This window comes from Leisingera sp. MMG026 (genome assembly GCF_021654205.1).
In the GTDB taxonomy this organism is placed as follows: Bacteria; Pseudomonadota; Alphaproteobacteria; order Rhodobacterales; family Rhodobacteraceae; genus Leisingera.
This window is the reverse complement of sequence record NZ_JAKFZM010000012.1, coordinates 64177-79888: the sequence shown is the minus strand read 5'-3', so window position 1 is coordinate 79888 and position 15712 is coordinate 64177. Positions and strand designations below refer to the sequence as shown.

15 protein-coding genes and 2 pseudogenes are annotated in these 15712 nt (G+C 60.7%); 5 read left to right on the top strand and 12 right to left on the bottom strand.

The genetic code is table 11. The annotated features are described in order from the left end of the window. The first annotated feature begins 260 nt into the window (after positions 1-260). From L1069_RS08705 to L1069_RS08685, 5 genes are all read left to right on the top strand, one after another. The gene (locus L1069_RS08705; RefSeq protein ID WP_237455390.1) at positions 261-2594 is read left to right on the top strand and encodes a HAMP domain-containing methyl-accepting chemotaxis protein; all 2334 of its coding nucleotides are present in this window, start codon (positions 261-263) and stop codon (positions 2592-2594) included. Between the two features lie 499 nt (positions 2595-3093). Continuing rightward, positions 3094-3801, top strand: coding sequence for a response regulator (locus tag L1069_RS08700; RefSeq protein ID WP_237455389.1), 708 nt, complete (start codon positions 3094-3096; stop codon positions 3799-3801). Between the two features lie 254 nt (positions 3802-4055). Beyond that, positions 4056-4550, top strand: a complete 495-nt coding sequence (locus L1069_RS08695; protein WP_129371885.1) for a response regulator — start codon at positions 4056-4058, stop codon at positions 4548-4550. Then, positions 4522-5613, top strand: a complete 1092-nt coding sequence (locus L1069_RS08690; protein WP_237455388.1) for a HAMP domain-containing sensor histidine kinase — start codon at positions 4522-4524, stop codon at positions 5611-5613. Before L1069_RS08695 ends, L1069_RS08690 begins: the two co-directional genes overlap by 29 nt. A 526-nt stretch (positions 5614-6139) precedes the next feature. Further along, entirely contained in the window at positions 6140-6397 is a 258-nt protein-coding gene (locus tag L1069_RS08685; RefSeq protein ID WP_134830443.1) for a hypothetical protein, read from the top strand. A 113-nt stretch (positions 6398-6510) separates the two neighbouring features. On the opposite strand, the gene tcuB is transcribed toward L1069_RS08685, so the two are convergent. The 12 genes and pseudogenes from tcuB to L1069_RS08635 all read right to left on the bottom strand — a co-directional run bounded on the left by tcuB (position 6511) and on the right by L1069_RS08635 (position 15599). Continuing rightward, complete coding sequence (tcuB, locus tag L1069_RS08680; protein ID WP_237455387.1) at positions 6511-7557, bottom strand: tricarballylate utilization 4Fe-4S protein TcuB; 1047 nt, start codon at positions 7555-7557, stop codon at positions 6511-6513. Next, positions 7550-8926: pseudogene (gene tcuA, locus L1069_RS08675) on the bottom strand (FAD-dependent tricarballylate dehydrogenase TcuA). Before tcuA ends, tcuB begins: the two are co-directional and overlap by 8 nt. Beyond that, positions 8926-9321 carry a thiamine pyrophosphate-dependent enzyme gene (locus tag L1069_RS08670; RefSeq protein ID WP_237455386.1) on the bottom strand — a complete coding sequence of 132 codons (396 nt, stop codon included), beginning with the start codon at positions 9319-9321 and terminating at the stop codon, positions 8926-8928. Before L1069_RS08670 ends, tcuA begins: the two are co-directional and overlap by 1 nt. Then, complete coding sequence (locus tag L1069_RS08665) at positions 9296-9955, bottom strand: thiamine pyrophosphate-binding protein (protein ID WP_237455385.1); 660 nt, start codon at positions 9953-9955, stop codon at positions 9296-9298. Before L1069_RS08665 ends, L1069_RS08670 begins: the two co-directional genes overlap by 26 nt. Before the next feature lie 4 nt (positions 9956-9959). Then, positions 9960-10634, bottom strand: coding sequence for a glycine cleavage T C-terminal barrel domain-containing protein (locus tag L1069_RS08660; protein ID WP_237455384.1), 675 nt, complete (start codon positions 10632-10634; stop codon positions 9960-9962). A gap of 3 nt (positions 10635-10637) precedes the next feature. Then, complete coding sequence (locus L1069_RS08655) at positions 10638-12092, bottom strand: FAD-dependent oxidoreductase (protein WP_237455383.1); 1455 nt, start codon at positions 12090-12092, stop codon at positions 10638-10640. Further along, entirely contained in the window at positions 12085-12216 is a 132-nt protein-coding gene (locus tag L1069_RS24155) for a hypothetical protein (RefSeq protein ID WP_275423060.1), read from the bottom strand. Before L1069_RS24155 ends, L1069_RS08655 begins: the two co-directional genes overlap by 8 nt. Positions 12217-12249: 33 nt before the next feature. Continuing rightward, a complete protein-coding gene (locus L1069_RS24150) occupies positions 12250-12378 on the bottom strand; it encodes a hypothetical protein (protein ID WP_275423059.1) in 129 nt (42 codons plus the stop codon). Between the two features lie 96 nt (positions 12379-12474). Beyond that, positions 12475-14436 (bottom strand): annotated as a pseudogene (locus L1069_RS24265) (FAD-dependent oxidoreductase); the annotation flags it as partial. 117 nt (positions 14437-14553) lie between these two features. Further along, positions 14554-15246, bottom strand: a complete 693-nt coding sequence (locus L1069_RS08640; protein WP_237455417.1) for an aminotransferase class III-fold pyridoxal phosphate-dependent enzyme — start codon at positions 15244-15246, stop codon at positions 14554-14556. A gap of 57 nt (positions 15247-15303) precedes the next feature. Further along, a complete protein-coding gene (locus L1069_RS24145; RefSeq protein ID WP_275423058.1) occupies positions 15304-15426 on the bottom strand; it encodes a hypothetical protein in 123 nt (40 codons plus the stop codon). A gap of 8 nt (positions 15427-15434) precedes the next feature. Further along, positions 15435-15599 carry an aldehyde dehydrogenase family protein gene (locus L1069_RS08635; RefSeq protein ID WP_343328052.1) on the bottom strand — a complete coding sequence of 55 codons (165 nt, stop codon included), beginning with the start codon at positions 15597-15599 and terminating at the stop codon, positions 15435-15437. Positions 15600-15712 lie beyond the last annotated feature (113 nt).

Sequence of the window (15712 nt, the reverse complement as noted above, 5' to 3'; positions counted from 1 at the left end):
AGGCTCCCAATTCTCTGATACGTTAACGTTTTCCGCGTTTTCGAAGCAGAACGGTGCACTGGGCACATCAGCCCGCTGGCTGCGATGCCGCCCAAATGGTTAATGCGCGTCGTCCGGGACCGATGCTGCCTGCCCAACTCACCCCTGGAAACTGCAGGTGTCTTAACAGATCGAAAATCTATCTGGCGTTGTATAGGGAACAATATCAATGCCTGCATCCACTGCCCGGCGGATGCGTTCCGGAGGTCGCAAACTTAGAAATGTTCCGTTCCTTGAAACTGGCTCACAAGCTGCCAATGCTTGTCATCGGCTCTGCACTTACCCTGACAATTGTCCTGATTGCTTTCAGCAGCAGCTACTTCCGGCGCAGTGTTGTTCACGATGCCGAAATTTTCCTGCAATCGATGATTCAGGACCGCGAGGCGGCGCTCCAATCCTATCTCGCCTCTATCGAGGCCGCGATCCTGACAATTTCTTCAGTCCCATCGACCGCCAAGGCAATGAAAGACCTAGGCGTGACCTGGGCCACCCGTGAAGGATCCGGTCAAAAAGAGGTTCAGAACCTTTCGATGTTTGCCTCCGCCGCGTCGCCTTATGACATTCACTTCGAACGCAGCCACCCAGCCTTCAAAAAGATGATGGAGCGGCTTGGGTTTTACGACATATTCCTGATCAGCCCGTCGGGCGACGTTATCTTTTCTGTCGCCAAGGAGGCCGATTACACGACGAACTTGTCTGCCGGCCCCTTCAAGGATTCTGGTCTTGCCCAGGCTTTCCAGCTGGCTGCGGCCGGGGAGAAAGACACGGTCTATTTTTCCGACATCGCATCTTATGAGCCCAGTGCTGGTGCTCCCGCGGCATTTGCTGCCACCCGTATCTTGGACAGCGGCGGGCGCTACATCGGCGTCTTTGCGCTGCAGGCCGCAATTGACGGCATCGCCGGGATCACCTCCAGCTATACCGGGGAGCTGAACACGCTGGACGTCTACCTTGCCGGGCAAGACCTCAAGGCCCGGACTCCTTCCCGGCTTGAAGACGGGCATGCTCTGCTGGAGAAATTGCCGCCTCTGCCCCATATACAAGGTGCCTTTGCCGCAGCGTCCCTGCCGGCCGGAGACGAAGAACCCACAGCTGCCGGAACATTTTACCCTTCAATTGCCCGGGCCGATGGCCGGGAAATTGCCGCAGTTTCAATGCCGGTGGCCTTTCGCAACCTCCAGTGGGCGCTGGTCGCGGAGCTTGACCGGGCCGAAATTCTGACCCCGGCAGTAACGCAACGGCGGTTGATGATCCTGATATCCCTCAGCTGTGCAGCCTTGGTTTCATTGGCGGGCTGGCTGTTGGCGCGTTCAGTCACCAAGCCGATCGACCGTATTTGCGCCGATATGGAAGCGGTTTCGTCAGGAAACCTGGACACCGATGTCGAAGCGGCCCACCGGTCCGATGAAATCGGCAAAATCGGCAAGACGCTTGTTTCGATGCAATCAGACCTTAGACAGGCCCGCAGCGCCGAGGAGCATCGCAACAAGCTGCAGCTGGATCAGCAAATGGTGGTCGAAAGCCTCAGCGCCGGACTGGTCAGACTATCGGCCGGGGATTTTTCCCACCCGATAACTGAAACGTTCCCCAAAGATCACGAGCAACTGCGCCATGACTATAATCTGACGCTCGAAACCCTGAACGAGACTGTGCAGAAGGTTGTCGAGGCTGCCGCCAGTATCCGCAGCGGCGCTGCCGAGATCAGTCAAGCGTCTGATGATCTGTCGCACCGTACCGAAAGCCAGGCCGCAACGCTGGAACAGACAGCCGCGGCGCTGGATGAGCTGACTGCGTCGGTAAAATCCGCCGCAGACGGCGCCCGCAGCGTCGAGTCCACCATGGACGAAGCGCGTTCGGAAGCTGAGACCAGCGACTCCGTTGTTCAAAACGCCGTTTCCGCCATGACCGAGATCGAGCAGAGTTCGAACCACATTTCCCAGATCATTTCCGTCATCGACGACATCGCCTTCCAGACCAACTTGCTGGCCTTGAATGCAGGCGTCGAGGCCGCGCGGGCAGGCGAAGCCGGCAAGGGCTTTGCCGTGGTCGCCTCTGAAGTGCGCGCGCTGGCGCAGCGGTCTTCGGACGCGGCAATGGAGATCAAAACGCTGATCGGCGACAGTTCCAAACAGGTGAAGCGCGGGGTCGATCTGGTCGGCAAGGCCGGCGAGGCGCTGCAGAGCATTGTCACGCGGGTTGCTCATATCACAGAGCTTGTCTCAGGCATTGCCGAAGGGGCTGCGGAGCAGTCGACAGGACTGCATGAGATCAACACAGGTGTTACTCAGCTGGATCAGGTGACCCAGCAAAACGCGGCAATGGTGGAACAGGCAACCGCCGCAGGTCACATGCTGAACAGCGATGCGGGCAAACTGGCAGAACTTGTGGCGCATTTCACGATCAATAGCCAATCCCGGGCTGCACAGGGCATTCAGCTGCCTGTCCGGAACAGAATCTCCGCAGACAACTCTGCGGCGGATATGGCCGCCACAGACCAGCCAGCCCTGGCTGCAGCAACAGGAACCGACGGTCTAGCCAAGTGGGAGAATTTCTAACCCCAGCCGAAAGAACAGTGCGCCATGAAGGCCAGCAAAGGCCTGGCTTCATGTGTTCCCGCCTTTCAATTGCGGTGTGTCCGGACTTCGGACATGCCGCTTTCTGCCAAAAAAACTGTAACCCGCGGACTGGCATACCGACGGCACAATTCTGAACAGGGCTCAATCAAGCGGGCGAGGCCGTCCTTGCAGAGGCAATTCTGCCCAAATTGCTGAAAATCTTCCTCATTCCAGCTCGGCAGCGGAGCTGTTTCCAATCCGCTCACATTCCGAAACGCAAAGATTTCATAAAATGGGCTGTCACAACGCAATTTGGCGCAAAAAACCCAAACTCTATCCACAGCTTCGGATTTCTTAAGTCAAATTCGTCAAGGTAATTAACCTATGCGACAGTCAATATGTGGTAAGTTACCCTTATACGAGTGGACCCGGATACTCACTCCCCGGGCAAAATGTGTTTCACAAGGGGAAGATAATGAGAAATGCTAGCTATTCGGACATGACTGCCCCGCCGACGCTGCAGCCGGTCATACTCAACATCCTGTCTGTGGATGATGATGAAATCGACAGGCTACGCTTGAGCAAACTATGCCGCAAAGCCGGGATGAAAGCTGAATTCTTTGAGGCTGCCAATCTGGAAGAAATGCGCCAGCAGCTGGAGATAGAGCAATTTGATCTGGTGTTTCTGGATCATAACCTTGGCATGGACACCGGGCTTGACGCACTCAAAATTCTGCTGACACATGAAGAGCAAGTCCAGGCTGTGCCGATCATGCTGACGAGCATGACCAACTATCAAATTGCCGTTGAAGCCATGCGGCGCGGCTGCGCCGACTACATAGTCAAGGAAGAGCTGTCCGCCGACACGCTGATCAAATCCATCGCCTCCGCGATTGAACGGCGGGCGCTCTATGGCCAGCTCAGCAGCGCGCGCGCATCTGAAAAAGAGCTCCGGCGGATATTCAAGCGCTTCATTGTCGGCTGCGGCCCAGACCTTCGGCTGCTGCTGAGCCGCACGCTTGCCGGTGTCCGAATGATCAAGACACAAGCCCGGCAGGATGACACCGTGCCTTCCGCCATTTTATCCGACGTCTCACTTCTTGAGCGAAGCTGCAAGGATCTGGTTGTGTTCATGGATGACCTAGACAGCGTCATTTCAGACACCCGGGAAATCACTGCGAAGGCGAATCCCAGCCTGCTCCAATAGCATTCCGCTTCACGGGTCTGCGCAAATGAATCTTAGGCATGTCCAGGGCGTTCATGAAACTGAAGGTCAAAATTGTGTTCATTTTCTTTTGTGCCATCCGGGGCAGTCGCCCACGGCATTCCCTTGCCGGCCGCCCCGTTCCAAGCCGGGTTCAGAGTCAGGCTGCTATGATGCCGGGCCCCAACCAGGACTGCCCAGAAGGACCTTCTGCAGGGTGAAGTGGTCGAAGGAAGCGCCAAAAAGGACATGACGATATGATTTCCAGTTCTCAAACCGCTAGCCGCCCGGCCCTGAATATTATCCTTGTCGAAGATGACGACGGTGATGCGAAAGCCCTGAACCGCGCATTCGACCGGGCCCGGATTGCCAACCCGATCAAACGGTTCGTGGACGGAGTTGAGGCTCTGGCGTTCCTGCGCGGTGAAATGCACCAAGTGCCGCCGCCCAACTTTGTTGTGTTGAGTGATATCAACATGCCCCGCAAGAACGGGATTGAGCTTCTGAAGGAAATCCGCGCTGATCCGGTGCTGCACAAGGTCCTTTTTATCGTGCTGACAACCTCTGCCGACGAACGGGATATTTCCGCCGCCTACGCCAACAATGTCGCTGGATACATTCTCAAATCCAATGCCGGCGGCATGTTTGTCGACTTGATGGCAACCCTCGACAACTACTGGCGCATAGTAGAACTGCCCGATATCCACGTCAGAAAGGTGTCCGATGACGGTCCTCAACATTCTGGTCATTGATGATGACGCCGGTGATCGGAAACTAGCGCGCAGACTGCTGCAGCATCTGTATCCGGATGCCAATGTCATTGAGGCCGACTGTGGAGAGGCCGCCTTGTCTCACTCCGGCCTTCCTGTAGAAGTGATCCTGCTGGACTATCTCCTGCCTGATGGCACCGGACTCGACCTGATTGCGCGGCTGACCGAAACCTGGCCGCGGGCGGTTTTGTTCATGACGACCGGTCAGGGGGATGAGGAAATCGCCAAAAGCGTCATTTTGGCCGACGCAAGTGACTACATCCCAAAATCTGCGATCACTTCTGAAGCCTTGATGCGGATGATCAAGAACGGGCAGAAGGTTGCAGACATGCGCTGGCGGATCCAGGAACAGCAGAACGAGCTGCGCCTTTTCTCCGATGTGCTGGTACATGACATGCGGGCGCCAATCCGGGCCATAAAATTTCTTAGCGATCAGATACACGAGGATTACCAGAACGGCGATCTTGAGGAGGTGGCCCGGCAATTCGAGCTGATGAAAAAATCGGTGCGCAAAACGTCTGAACTGATCGAAGGGCTGGCATCCCATATCAACCCGCACAGCAATGGCAAGCCTGCCCATGTGACCGTCGAAAGCCTCTTTGACAGTCTGCGGGCAGTCATGGCGCAGGATCTTGTGCAATCCGGCGTCCGGATAGGATGGCATTCCGGCGGGCTGGCCGGCTTGTGCTTCCCGCCGGACATCGTGCAATTGCTGCAAAACCTGATCGGCAATGCGATCAAATACAGCGGTGGCAAAACCGCTGAGATTTCCGTGACTGCGGAACGTGCCGGGTCCGGATTGATGATATCCGTTGCCGACAACGGTATCGGCGTTCCAGCGCAATACCGGGAAAAGATTTTTGAGCCGTTCAAGCGGCTGCAGCGTGGCAGTGATCAACCAGGCAGCGGTCTGGGCCTGGCGACCTGCGCCAAGATCGCCAAGCGTCACAACGGAACGATCTGGTGCGATCCGGAGGCGGACGCAGGCACCACAATCCGCTTCACAATCGACCTTGAGGCCGGACTGGCACGGGAAACGGCCTGATTGCTATAGTGCTCCCTCCCGCGGCAGGCAGCACTATACAGGGGAAGGCAGATCACGGTTGCCCCCCGCCCGGTGCCTGCAGAACCAAAGAGCATTCAGATGTCCGTCGCCCAGCCCCTTCAGCGCGGATAGCAAATACGCGGCTTCCTGCTCTGGGATACAGTAAAAAACTCTGATGTAATCCGGCCGCCCCAAGGGGCCCGGCACATTACCACAATAGTGATCGGCCGTGCAGGGATCCCGCTTGCGCATCCGCTGTTTCGGCAACAGTCATCCCGGCGGGGACGGTCGCCAGCGGATGCGCAAAGAAGGCCGCTCAGGAAGCCGCATTTCCATGGCGGCATTGTTGTAATAGCGATCCGCTCATCTTCCCTGTTCTGCGCATGATTTCCTCCACAGTCATCAGCTAAGAGTAAACTATGATTATTGAACTCATTGAGGTCAGGCTTCTTCAGCAACCTCTTAATGGATGTTGCCGCAGGTCCGGCAATGCGCGTAAGGCCAAAATGATCCCGCAGATGGGACTATGGAAAGACAGGCCATGCGCCCCCTGCTCCTCCGCCCCAGCACCTGGATGCACCCTGGCGCGGCCTGCCTTGATACCGCGTTCGCATTTTACGTCCGGCAGTTCGAGCTGCTTGCAGACCTTTGCAGAAGTTCATTCTACCTGCCTGCAAGAAAAGGCAACTCGCCCGCCGGCGCACCGGAGACATTGACCGTTTCGATGATCACAGAGGCCGGTCCGGTGATGCGAGCGGCCTTTGAGTTGAAAACTATTCCTTAATGCCCCTTTTGGCGAACCTGCTTCCGGCACACATTCTTAAGCTTGCGCTGCGTTCAAATGAAACGGGCCAGGATATCGTCCAGCGCGTTGCGATTACTCGGTCTTTCAGACTGCTAATTACCTGCCGCGTCCTTGATCAGTGCCGCAAGACGAAAGAACCCATGCGCCATCTTGGTGTAGGGCATCAGCAGATAAAAGGTCAGCACCGCGCCAAGATGCAACGGCAGCAAAACCGCAACCGCCACAGTGCCCGCAGAAGCATAAAGCAACAAGCCGCTGAGCAATACGAACCCCAGCAGCAACACAAACCCCATTTCTCCGGCCCATGCCCGTCTGGCTCCCAAGGCCGGATCAGCCTTAAGCTTCAGCCGGGCCCGTTCCAGGCAACCTGCTGTCAGCAGCAGCCCGTAGGGTGCAGGCCAATCGAAAATGTAATGCATATCGGTGCCCGATGCGGTTGACCCGAAGCACATGAAGAACCCCCATCCTACCGCCTGATGTGCGTATCTGCGTGAGTTGGAAAAGCGGTCTTCGTCTTCGAAATTGCACCCCTGCCCCTGACCGCCTGACAGGTCCTTCATGTGTGCGGCGCGGCGCAATGCCTGACGGATTTGGGACATACCTATCCCCTGACCGCCCACATGGCGCCAATATCGCCGCAAGGACACAAACAGTGCCAGAAGCGGCAGCAGGAAGGCGGGCATGAAGATCGCGACCATCAACCCGTGACTCATCACTGCATAAAAACCTTCACCGCTTTCGGGGCGCATCGCGTGGGCCGCCCAGAACAGCCCCGCAAACCCCAGCATCAGGGCCCCGGCCAGCGCCGTGCCGCTGCGCTGGAACAGCCGGGCCAAGGGGCTGGGCCAGGCAAAACGCTCCCAGCTTCCGGTGCGCACCTTGGCCAGAATACCGGGCAAGTTCAGGTCGAACTCATGCGGTTCGGTGTATTGGCAGGCGTAATAGCAACCGCGGCAGTTGTGGCAGAGGTTGGCAAACAGGGTGATATCGGCTTCGGCAAAACTGCGCTGGCGCATGATCGCTGGAAAGACTGAACAATAGCCCTCGCAGTAACGGCAGGCATTGCAGATCTCGATCTGGCGGCGGGCTTCGTCGATCCGGGTCGCCGCCTTGCGCTCCATTTGGCTCTGTTCAAACATATCGGGCGGCCTCCTGGCCTGCGATGCGGCCGAATACCGTGCCGATGGTCATGCCGAAGCCGGCCAGATAGCCCTGGCCCAGGATTGAACCGGCCATGGTCTCGCCTGCGGCCCATAGGTTTTCAACCGGGCCGCAGGCGCCTTGCACCTGGGCGGTCTCGTCCACCTTGAATCCCAGATAGGTAAAGGTCACGCCGGGGCGCAGCGAGTAGCCGTGGAACGGCGGTTCCGCAATCGGACGGGCCCAGTTGGTTTTCGGCGGGGCCAGGCCTTCGGTCGCCAGACTGTCCAGCTCAGCCGGGTGAAAATTGCCGGGGCGGCAGGCGGCGTTAAAGGCTTCGATGGTCTCCGAAAGTTTCTGCGGCTCCAGCCCCAGCTTGCCCGCCAGTTCCGGGATCGTGTCCGCGGTGACCGGCGGAAAGACGGAGGGCATGAACAGGTCCTTGGACTTCGAGTCGATGATCGAATAGGCCACCTGCTCCGGCTCGGCAGCCACCAGCCGTCCCCAGATTGCATAGCGCTTGGGCCAAACGTCCTCGCCCTCGTGATAGAAGCGGTCGCCATGTTTGTTCACCACCACTGAGAACGGCACGCAGTCGAGCCGGGTGACAATGCCGCCGTCGAACTTGGGCGCGCGGCCGTCGATCGCCACCGCGTGGCATTGGGTCGGGTCGCCGATGGACTGCCCCCCCTGCCCCAGCAGGTCGAACAGCACAGCGCCGTGGTTGTAAGGCGTGCCGCGGATCAGGAAGTTCTCCGCCTCCGGCCCCCAGGCCGCCACCAGCCGTTCGATATTGCCCTAGAAGCCGCCAGAGGCCGCCGCCACCGCCGGCGGGCTGAGACTGTGGCGCGCGCCGCTATGGGTATAATCAACCCTTGTGATCCGATCGCCGTCCAGCTCGATATGGGTGACCGGCGCCTCATGGAGCACCTCAACCCCCAGCGCCTCTGCAGTGCGGTAGTGCGCATTCACCAGCGCCTTGCCGCCGCCAAGGAAAAAGGCGTTGGTGCGGCTCAGCGACAAGGCGCCTGACAGTGAAAGCTGGAAACGAACCCCGCGCGCTTCCATCCAGGGCTGGCTTTCCTGACTGCCGCGGATGGCAAGGCGGGCCAAATATTCATCCGTGTTGCCCTTGGTCACCAAAAGAAGGTCCTTGTAGTACTCTTCCTCGCCATAGGTGCCGCTCAGCACCGACAGAGGCCCGTCATGCATGCAGCGGAAGTTGCGGGTGTGGCGCGAGTTGCCGCCGCGGTAGGGCTTAGGCGCGGCCTCCAGCATCAGCACGCGCTTGCCCGCCTCCGCCGCGGTGATCGCAGCGCAAAGGGCGGCATTGCCGCCGCCCGCCACAACGATATCGGGCTTGCTCATCATCGGGGCAGCTTTGGCGCCTTGAACAGATCCTTGCGCAGGGTCATCAGCGCGCCGGGGTCGGTTTTGCCCTGGATGATGGTGGTCTCATTGCTGGCAAGGGCTGCCTCCAGCGCCGGGTCCATTCCGCCAGGGCCATCAACCCAGATACCCTTGCCGCCGCAGAGTTCCGCAAATTTGTCATAGCGGGGCGAGGTGATCTCAGCCCCCAAGAGACGCCCACCATAAAACTCCTGCTGATAGGCTTTCTCGGCGCCCCAGGCCTCGTTATCCAAGACCACCATCACGTCGGCATGACCGGTCGAGGCCACCACCGGCACCTCAAGCGTTTCCGCCAGGGCGGTCAGCGCCTCGCGCCCCTTTCCCCATTTAATGCCGCCGCCCGCAAAGATCACCGGGCGCTGCGCGGTTGCGAGCAGGGTTGCGATGGCGCTGATGTCTTCCGGCGCCGCGGGCTCCGGGCGGGCGGGCGTTCACTGGCTTGGGGTCGATGGCGGGAAGGCCGGCGGCAAACAGATCGCGCGGCACATGCAGCACCACCGGCCCGCGGCGGCCCGAGTTAGCCAGCCGGATCGCGTCCTCCAGCATCGGCGCCAGGCGTGCCGGATCCGTGACCATGACCATGACCGAACGTTTCGAGATCGGCGCGAACAAGGCAACCTGATCAACTGCCTGAAAGGTATCCTTGGCCTGATCGCAGCGGCTGATGGCCCCGGCGATTACCACCAGCGGTGAATAGGCCAGCTGCGCCTCGGCTACCGCGGTCACGATGTTGACCACGCCGGGGCCCGCCTGCGCCCCCAGCACCACACCGGGTTTGCCGGTCATCCGCGCCCAGGCATCGGCCATATGGCCCGCCGCGCGCTCATCCCGGGCGCCGACATACCCGATGCCGCCGCCCTGATAAATCGCGTCGTAAAGTTCCAGCATCGAGCCGCCCAACAGGCCGAAAACAGTGCCCATGCCATTTGCCTGCAGCACGCGGTAGACAGCCTCGCCTCCGGTGATCTTGGTGTTGGTCTTGGTCATGGTGTCAATCCTCAGATCGCGGCCGCAGGTTCTGCGGATCAAAAATTGCGTTCTGGTGGACGGTCACGGAAAATTCGCGGTTCAGGATCTGCACACATAGGCCCTCCCGCGGGGTGCCCTTGCGGACAAACAGCCAGCCCAGCGATTTGCCAACAGTATAGCCATAGCCGCCCGAAGTGGTCAGGCCGACGGGTTTGCCATCCAGCAGCACCGGTTCGCCGCCGTGGATATCGATATCCTCCGCGTGCAGCCCGGCATAGAATAGCTCCCACTCCGGATCGCGGGCCAGCAGGGCGTCCTTGCCCAGGAAATCGCGCCCCTCCGCCACGACGAAACGATCCAGCCCCGCGTCCAGCGGCCCCACATCGGTGGTCAGTTCGCCAGATGCACGACAAGCCTTTTCCATCCGCATCCCGTTGAAGGCATAGGAGCCCAAATCGGTCAGCCCGTGTTTTTCACCAGCATCAAAGTGCGCGTCATAGAGTTCACCGATCTGCTCCAGCGGCGCGTGCAGCTCCCAGCCAAGTTCACCGGCGAAGGAAACGCGCAAGGCATAGCAGGGTATTCCCGTCACGGTGATTTCTTGCCCGGATAGCCAGGGGAAGGCCTTGTTCGACAGATCCGCACTTGTCAGCTCCGCCAGGATCCGGCGCGAGGCCGGGCCGGAGAGCGCCAGCATGCCTCAATCGTGGGAGCGGTTGACCATCTGCACGTCTTCGCCCTCGCGGATGTGCGATTTGATCCAGTCGAAATCCGAATTGGCGCGGGCAATGGGCGAGCCGGTGAAATAGCGGTCCTCAGCCATGCGCCAGATGGTGATCTCAGTCTCGAACCGGCCCTTGGCGGCCAACCGGTCAAAAAGCACATGGCGGTTCAGCGGGCGCAAGCTGTTGAACTGCTTGCCAGGGCACGGGGTATCATGGCGGCGCATGAACTCATCCTTGGTGCGCACGACGATGAAATGCCCGGTTGAGAAATTGCCATAGCGGCGCGGATCCATGCCGCGGGTGTTGATCGGTGTTTCGCCATGCACCATCCAGTCGGCCAGTACCTTGCCCGCGCCGCCACCCAAGGCGAGGCCAATGGAGGAGCCGCAAGACAGCCAGACATTCGGCGCCCCGGACGGCCCCACCAGCATGCCGCCATCCGGCGTATGGGTGATCGCGCCGCGCACCACGCGCTTGATACCCAGATCCGTCAGCACCGGCATCTTGCCGAACGCCACCATCAGAAAATCACCGATGGAGTCGTAATCCGCCTCAAAAAAATCATTTTCTGCGGCCCAAGGCGCGCCGCCCGGCATCTCCCAGACTGTAGGGCAGACGTGGCCCTCATAGATGCCGATCAGGCCGGATTTCTGCTCCTGCCGGATATAGCCGCCATAGGCGTTGTCGCGCATCACCGGCAGTTCCGGGCGGCCGAAAAATTCCGGCACCGTATCCGTGACCAGATAGTGGTGCAGGCAGCTGACCGAGGGGATCTTCAGCCCGAACCACTCGCCCACCTGATTGGCATAGGAACCTGCAGCAATCACCACATGATCGGCCAGCACATCGCCCTTTTCCGTGCGCAACAGCCACATGTCTCCCTTGCGGGAGGCGCCCAGAACCTGATTGCGGCGTTCAATCCTGGCCCCGCGCGCGCGGGTGGCTGCGGCCAGCGCCATGGTGACGGATGAGGGGTCGATATGGCCGTCCTCATAGGTGCGCACAGCCGCTTTGACATCACCCGTCTTGTAGAAAGGGTTCACGCGGGCGACCTCCTCCGGGCCGACCAGTTCCATCGGCAGGTCCAGCAGCTTGCCGGCGCCCATAATGGACTTCATCCAATCCACCTCGTCATCACTGGCGGCAATGCGGAAGCCGCCGACCTCATGCCAGCCGATGGATTGGCCGGTTTCCTTTTCAACCCGTTTGTAGGTCTCGATCGAGGTTTTGTTGATCCAGCCCGCCAGACGGCTGCCCACCGCATGGGCGATCTGCCCCGCCGCGTGCCAGGTGGAGCCGGAGGTGAGTTCCGCCTTCTCAAACAGAATGGTGTCGGTCCAGCCGTTCTCGGCCAGCTGGAACTGGGCGGCCACGCCCATGATGCCGCCGCCGATGATGGCGGCCTGCGTGGTGCGAGGGATGTCAGTCATGCGCAAACGCCTCTTTGGCAGGTTTCAGCGGCGCCCTGGCGGAATAGCGGGTGCAGGCGATTTCAACCTCAAAACCCGGGACAACAGTGTTTTTGGAGAGCAGGCCCAGAGGCGCATCAATCATCGCCAATGCCAACGAACGCCCGTAGCGATAGCTTCACGCGGCCGAGGTGATCTGCCCCACCACATCGCCGCGGAAATAGACCGGCTCGTCGTGGATCGGGATGGCCTGCGGATCATCAAACAGGATTGAGACAATCCGGCGTTTCGGAGTGTGCGACTTCAATGCCTCTTCGCCTACAAACCCGGTGCCAAAGGCGCAGAAAGCGCCCAGGTCCGCCTCCTGCGGCGGGAGGCCGGGGCTGAGCTCATGGCCAAAGGCTCAAAAGCCGCTTTCGATCCTGAGCGAGCCGCTGGCGTACAGACCTGCATGGCTTGCCCCTGCTGCCAACAGTGCCTCATAGGCGGCCATGGTCATGTCGGCGGGGATGTACAGCTCATATCCCTCCTCGCCGGTGAAACTCAGCCGCCCGGCCCAGCCGCGGGCCAGGCCGATCTCAACGGGGGCGAACTGGAAGCGTTTCAGGTCCGGCACCGGGCTGTTCGAGGTCGCTTGCAGCACCGCGCGCGCCTTGGCCCCCGCCAGACCGAGGATCGCATAACCGGCGGTCACATCAGTGAATTCCACGTGAAACGCGCCTTTGGTCTCGCGCATCCGCTGGAGGTCGCGCACCACCTCGCCGTCGCACGCGATCAGCAGATAGGTCTCCGGCCCTTGCCGCTGCACGGTAATGTTGCTTTCGATGCCGCCTTTACGGTTCAGGATCTGGCTGTAGGCAATGCGGCCCTCGGCGATATCCATCTGCGCCGCGCACAGGCGGTTGAGGAAAGCGCAGGCATCCGGCTCCTGCACCATGATCTTGCCAAAAGCGCTCTGGTCCAGGATGGCGGCACCGTTGCGGCAGGCCTCTACCTCGCGGCCCACTTGGTCGCGCCAAGCAGGCGCGCCAAAGGTCAGCGGCAGATGCGCAGCCTCCCCGCCGAAATGCACCGCACTCTCCCAGCCGCTGCGGGGCTCAAAACGGGCGCCTGCCGCGACAAGGCCTGCATGAATGGGTGAGCGACGCTGGCCGCGGGCGGTCTCCATCGAGCGGCCGGGATAGGGGTTGTCATAGTGACGGCCCAGTACCTCGGGGATCCGCGCCTCCAGCGCGCCCAGCACGTTCATCTCAGGGCTGAAGCGGCGGATGTCGGCCTCGTTCAGCTCCATCGCCGGCTCACCCGCAATGATCCACTCCGCCATCGCGCGCCCTGCTCCGCCGGCCAGTGCGATGCCGGTGGAGTTCATGCTGCCCAACAGGAACAGGCCCGGCACCTCGGGGCTTTCGCCCAGCATGAACTGGCTGTCGAGGGTGAAGCTCTCGGAACCGTTCAGCAGCATCCGAACCTCGGCCTTCTCCAACGCCGGGATGCGCCGCAGGGCGTTCTTCATCATCGGCATGAAATGGTCCCAGTCCTCGTCCAGCAGGTCGAACGAGAAGTCCTTGGGCAGACGGTCCAGGGACAGCCCTTTGGCGTGGGGTTCGAAACAGCCAACCATCAGCCCCTCTACATCATCGCGGGCATAGAGGAAGGCGTCCTGGTCATTCAGCGTCGGCAGATGCGCACCCTTGCCCAGCGCCTGCACCTCTTCAAAGGGTTTGGTCAGGATGTAGAAATGCTCGCAAGCATAGAGCGGCATATGGGCGCCTGCCATGGCTGCAACCTCGCAGGACCAAAGACCATAGGCGATGACCACCTCGTCCGCCTTGATCAGATGGCCGTCCACTTCAACGCCGGAAATCCGCCCGCCCTGCTTTTGCAGACCCGTTACGGCGGTATCTTCAAAGATCTGCACCCCCGCGCCCGCGCGCCCTTGGACAGCGCCAAAGCCACGTCTGATGGGTTCACCCAGCCATCGGCAGGCGACCAGGCCGCACCGATCACATCATCGGCTTCAATCAACGGCCACAGCTCTTTGGCGCGGGCGCCATCCACCACTTTCGCCTCCAGACCAAAGGCGCGGCCCAGCGAGATCTGGCGTTTGATGTTGGTCAGCCGGTCGGGGTCGGTGGCCAGAGTCAGCGAACCGGTCTGGGTCCAGCCGGTGGCCTGGCTGGTCTCCACCTCCAGCTCTCCGTACTGATCAATGGAATAGTCGGTCAGCTTGGTCAGCATTCCCGAAGGCCGCAGGCGGCGTACCAGCCCGGCGGCGTGCCAAGTGGTGCCGGAGGTGAGTTTCGAGCGTTCCAGTACCACGATATCCTTCCGCCCTTCGCGGGCCAAGTGATAAGCGATGGAACAGCCGATGATGCCGCCGCCGATAATGACGGTGCAGGCGTGGGAGGGGAGGCTCATTGCAATACTCCATCACGGATGAGCGCAGAAATGGCGCCGCGGAAATGCTCCACAGCCTCGTCGATCAATTCCGCGGTAGCGGCAGGCCGGTCACGCAAGAGGTGGAAGACATGAACTCCACTCCCCGCTCCAGCAGCCCGTCGCGCAGGTCTTTGACGATGGCGGGCGGGGTTTTTCGGATAGCCGCTGCGTCCAGCCCGTCGCGCGCCTGGTGTCCGCCGGGCGACCAGCGGAGCCCGGTGATCACCTCGTCAAAGATCAGCACATGGCCGCTTTGATCTGCCAGCGCGCGGATGTCTTGCAGGAACCCCTCAGGCAACGGCACCGAGCCGTAGTTGGCGCCCGAAGCCTCGACAAACACCGTTCCGATCTGCGTGTCGCTATCCAACAGCGCGGCAATGGCGTCCAGATCCGGCGGGGCCACCACGGTCAGGTCGCAGACCGCCTGCGGCACCCCCAGCGAGGGCGCGGTATTGGTGCCGGGTTTGGCGCCCTTGATCAGCATGCCGTGCCAGCCATGGAAATGGCCGTCGATACGCAGCACCTTGTCGCGGCGCGAGTGCGCCCGGCCCAGCCGCAGCGCCAGCATAGTGGATTCAGTGCCGGACCCGGTGAAGCGCACCCGCTCCGCCGAGGGGAACAGACGGTTCAGCCACTCGGCCCATTCCACCTCCAGCGGGTGGCAATCGCCGGTATAGGGCATGCGCCCCATTTGGGCTGCCACCGCGGCGGCGATCTCAGGGTGGGCATGGCCCAGGATCTGGCTGGCCGCGCCCAGCTTAAAATCGATATAGCGCTTACCGTCCGCGTCCCATTATTCAGCCCCATTGGCGCGGATGAAATAGACCGGATGCGGGGTCTTGTAGCGCAACTCATGGCTGACGCCGCCCGGCATGACGAGGCGGGCGCGCTCAGCAAGGGATTGGCTGGTGTTCATGCCGGCTCCTAAGGTTTCAAAACGGTGGATTTCACCGCGCAATAGGCACTGATGCCCAGAAACCCGTTTTCACGCCCCAAGCCGCTGTCCTTGACACCGCCGAAGGGGATCGTGCCGCCGCCTATTAGGAAGCCATTGACGAACACCTGCCCGGCCTTCGCCTTTGCGGGCAATGCGCATGGCCTGGGTGGTATCCGCGTCCCGGCATTCTGTAATGCACCGCCTGGCGACCGCACTGTCTGTCCAGCAATCCTGTATGAGGTCCAGTTGCCGGGGAAAAAGCGGG

What these genes read in the sequence shown, in the direction of transcription:
- L1069_RS08705 (WP_237455390.1), top strand. Translation starts at nt 261, where the DNA reads ATGTTCCGTTCCTTGAAACTGGCTCACAAGCTGCCAATGCTTGTCATC.
- L1069_RS08700 (WP_237455389.1), top strand. Translation starts at nt 3,094, where the DNA reads ATGACTGCCCCGCCGACGCTGCAGCCGGTCATACTCAACATCCTGTCT.
- L1069_RS08695 (WP_129371885.1), top strand. Translation starts at nt 4,056, where the DNA reads ATGATTTCCAGTTCTCAAACCGCTAGCCGCCCGGCCCTGAATATTATC.
- L1069_RS08690 (WP_237455388.1), top strand. Translation starts at nt 4,522, where the DNA reads ATGACGGTCCTCAACATTCTGGTCATTGATGATGACGCCGGTGATCGG.
- L1069_RS08685 (WP_134830443.1), top strand. Translation starts at nt 6,140, where the DNA reads ATGGAAAGACAGGCCATGCGCCCCCTGCTCCTCCGCCCCAGCACCTGG.
- tcuB (WP_237455387.1), bottom strand. Translation starts at nt 7,557, where the DNA reads ATGTTTGAACAGAGCCAAATGGAGCGCAAGGCGGCGACCCGGATCGAC.
- L1069_RS08665 (WP_237455385.1), bottom strand. Translation starts at nt 9,955, where the DNA reads ATGACCAAGACCAACACCAAGATCACCGGAGGCGAGGCTGTCTACCGC.
- L1069_RS08660 (WP_237455384.1), bottom strand. Translation starts at nt 10,634, where the DNA reads ATGCTGGCGCTCTCCGGCCCGGCCTCGCGCCGGATCCTGGCGGAGCTG.
- L1069_RS08655 (WP_237455383.1), bottom strand. Translation starts at nt 12,092, where the DNA reads ATGACTGACATCCCTCGCACCACGCAGGCCGCCATCATCGGCGGCGGC.
- L1069_RS24155 (WP_275423060.1), bottom strand. Translation starts at nt 12,216, where the DNA reads ATGATTGATGCGCCTCTGGGCCTGCTCTCCAAAAACACTGTTGTCCCG.
- L1069_RS24145 (WP_275423058.1), bottom strand. Translation starts at nt 15,426, where the DNA reads ATGAACACCAGCCAATCCCTTGCTGAGCGCGCCCGCCTCGTCATGCCG.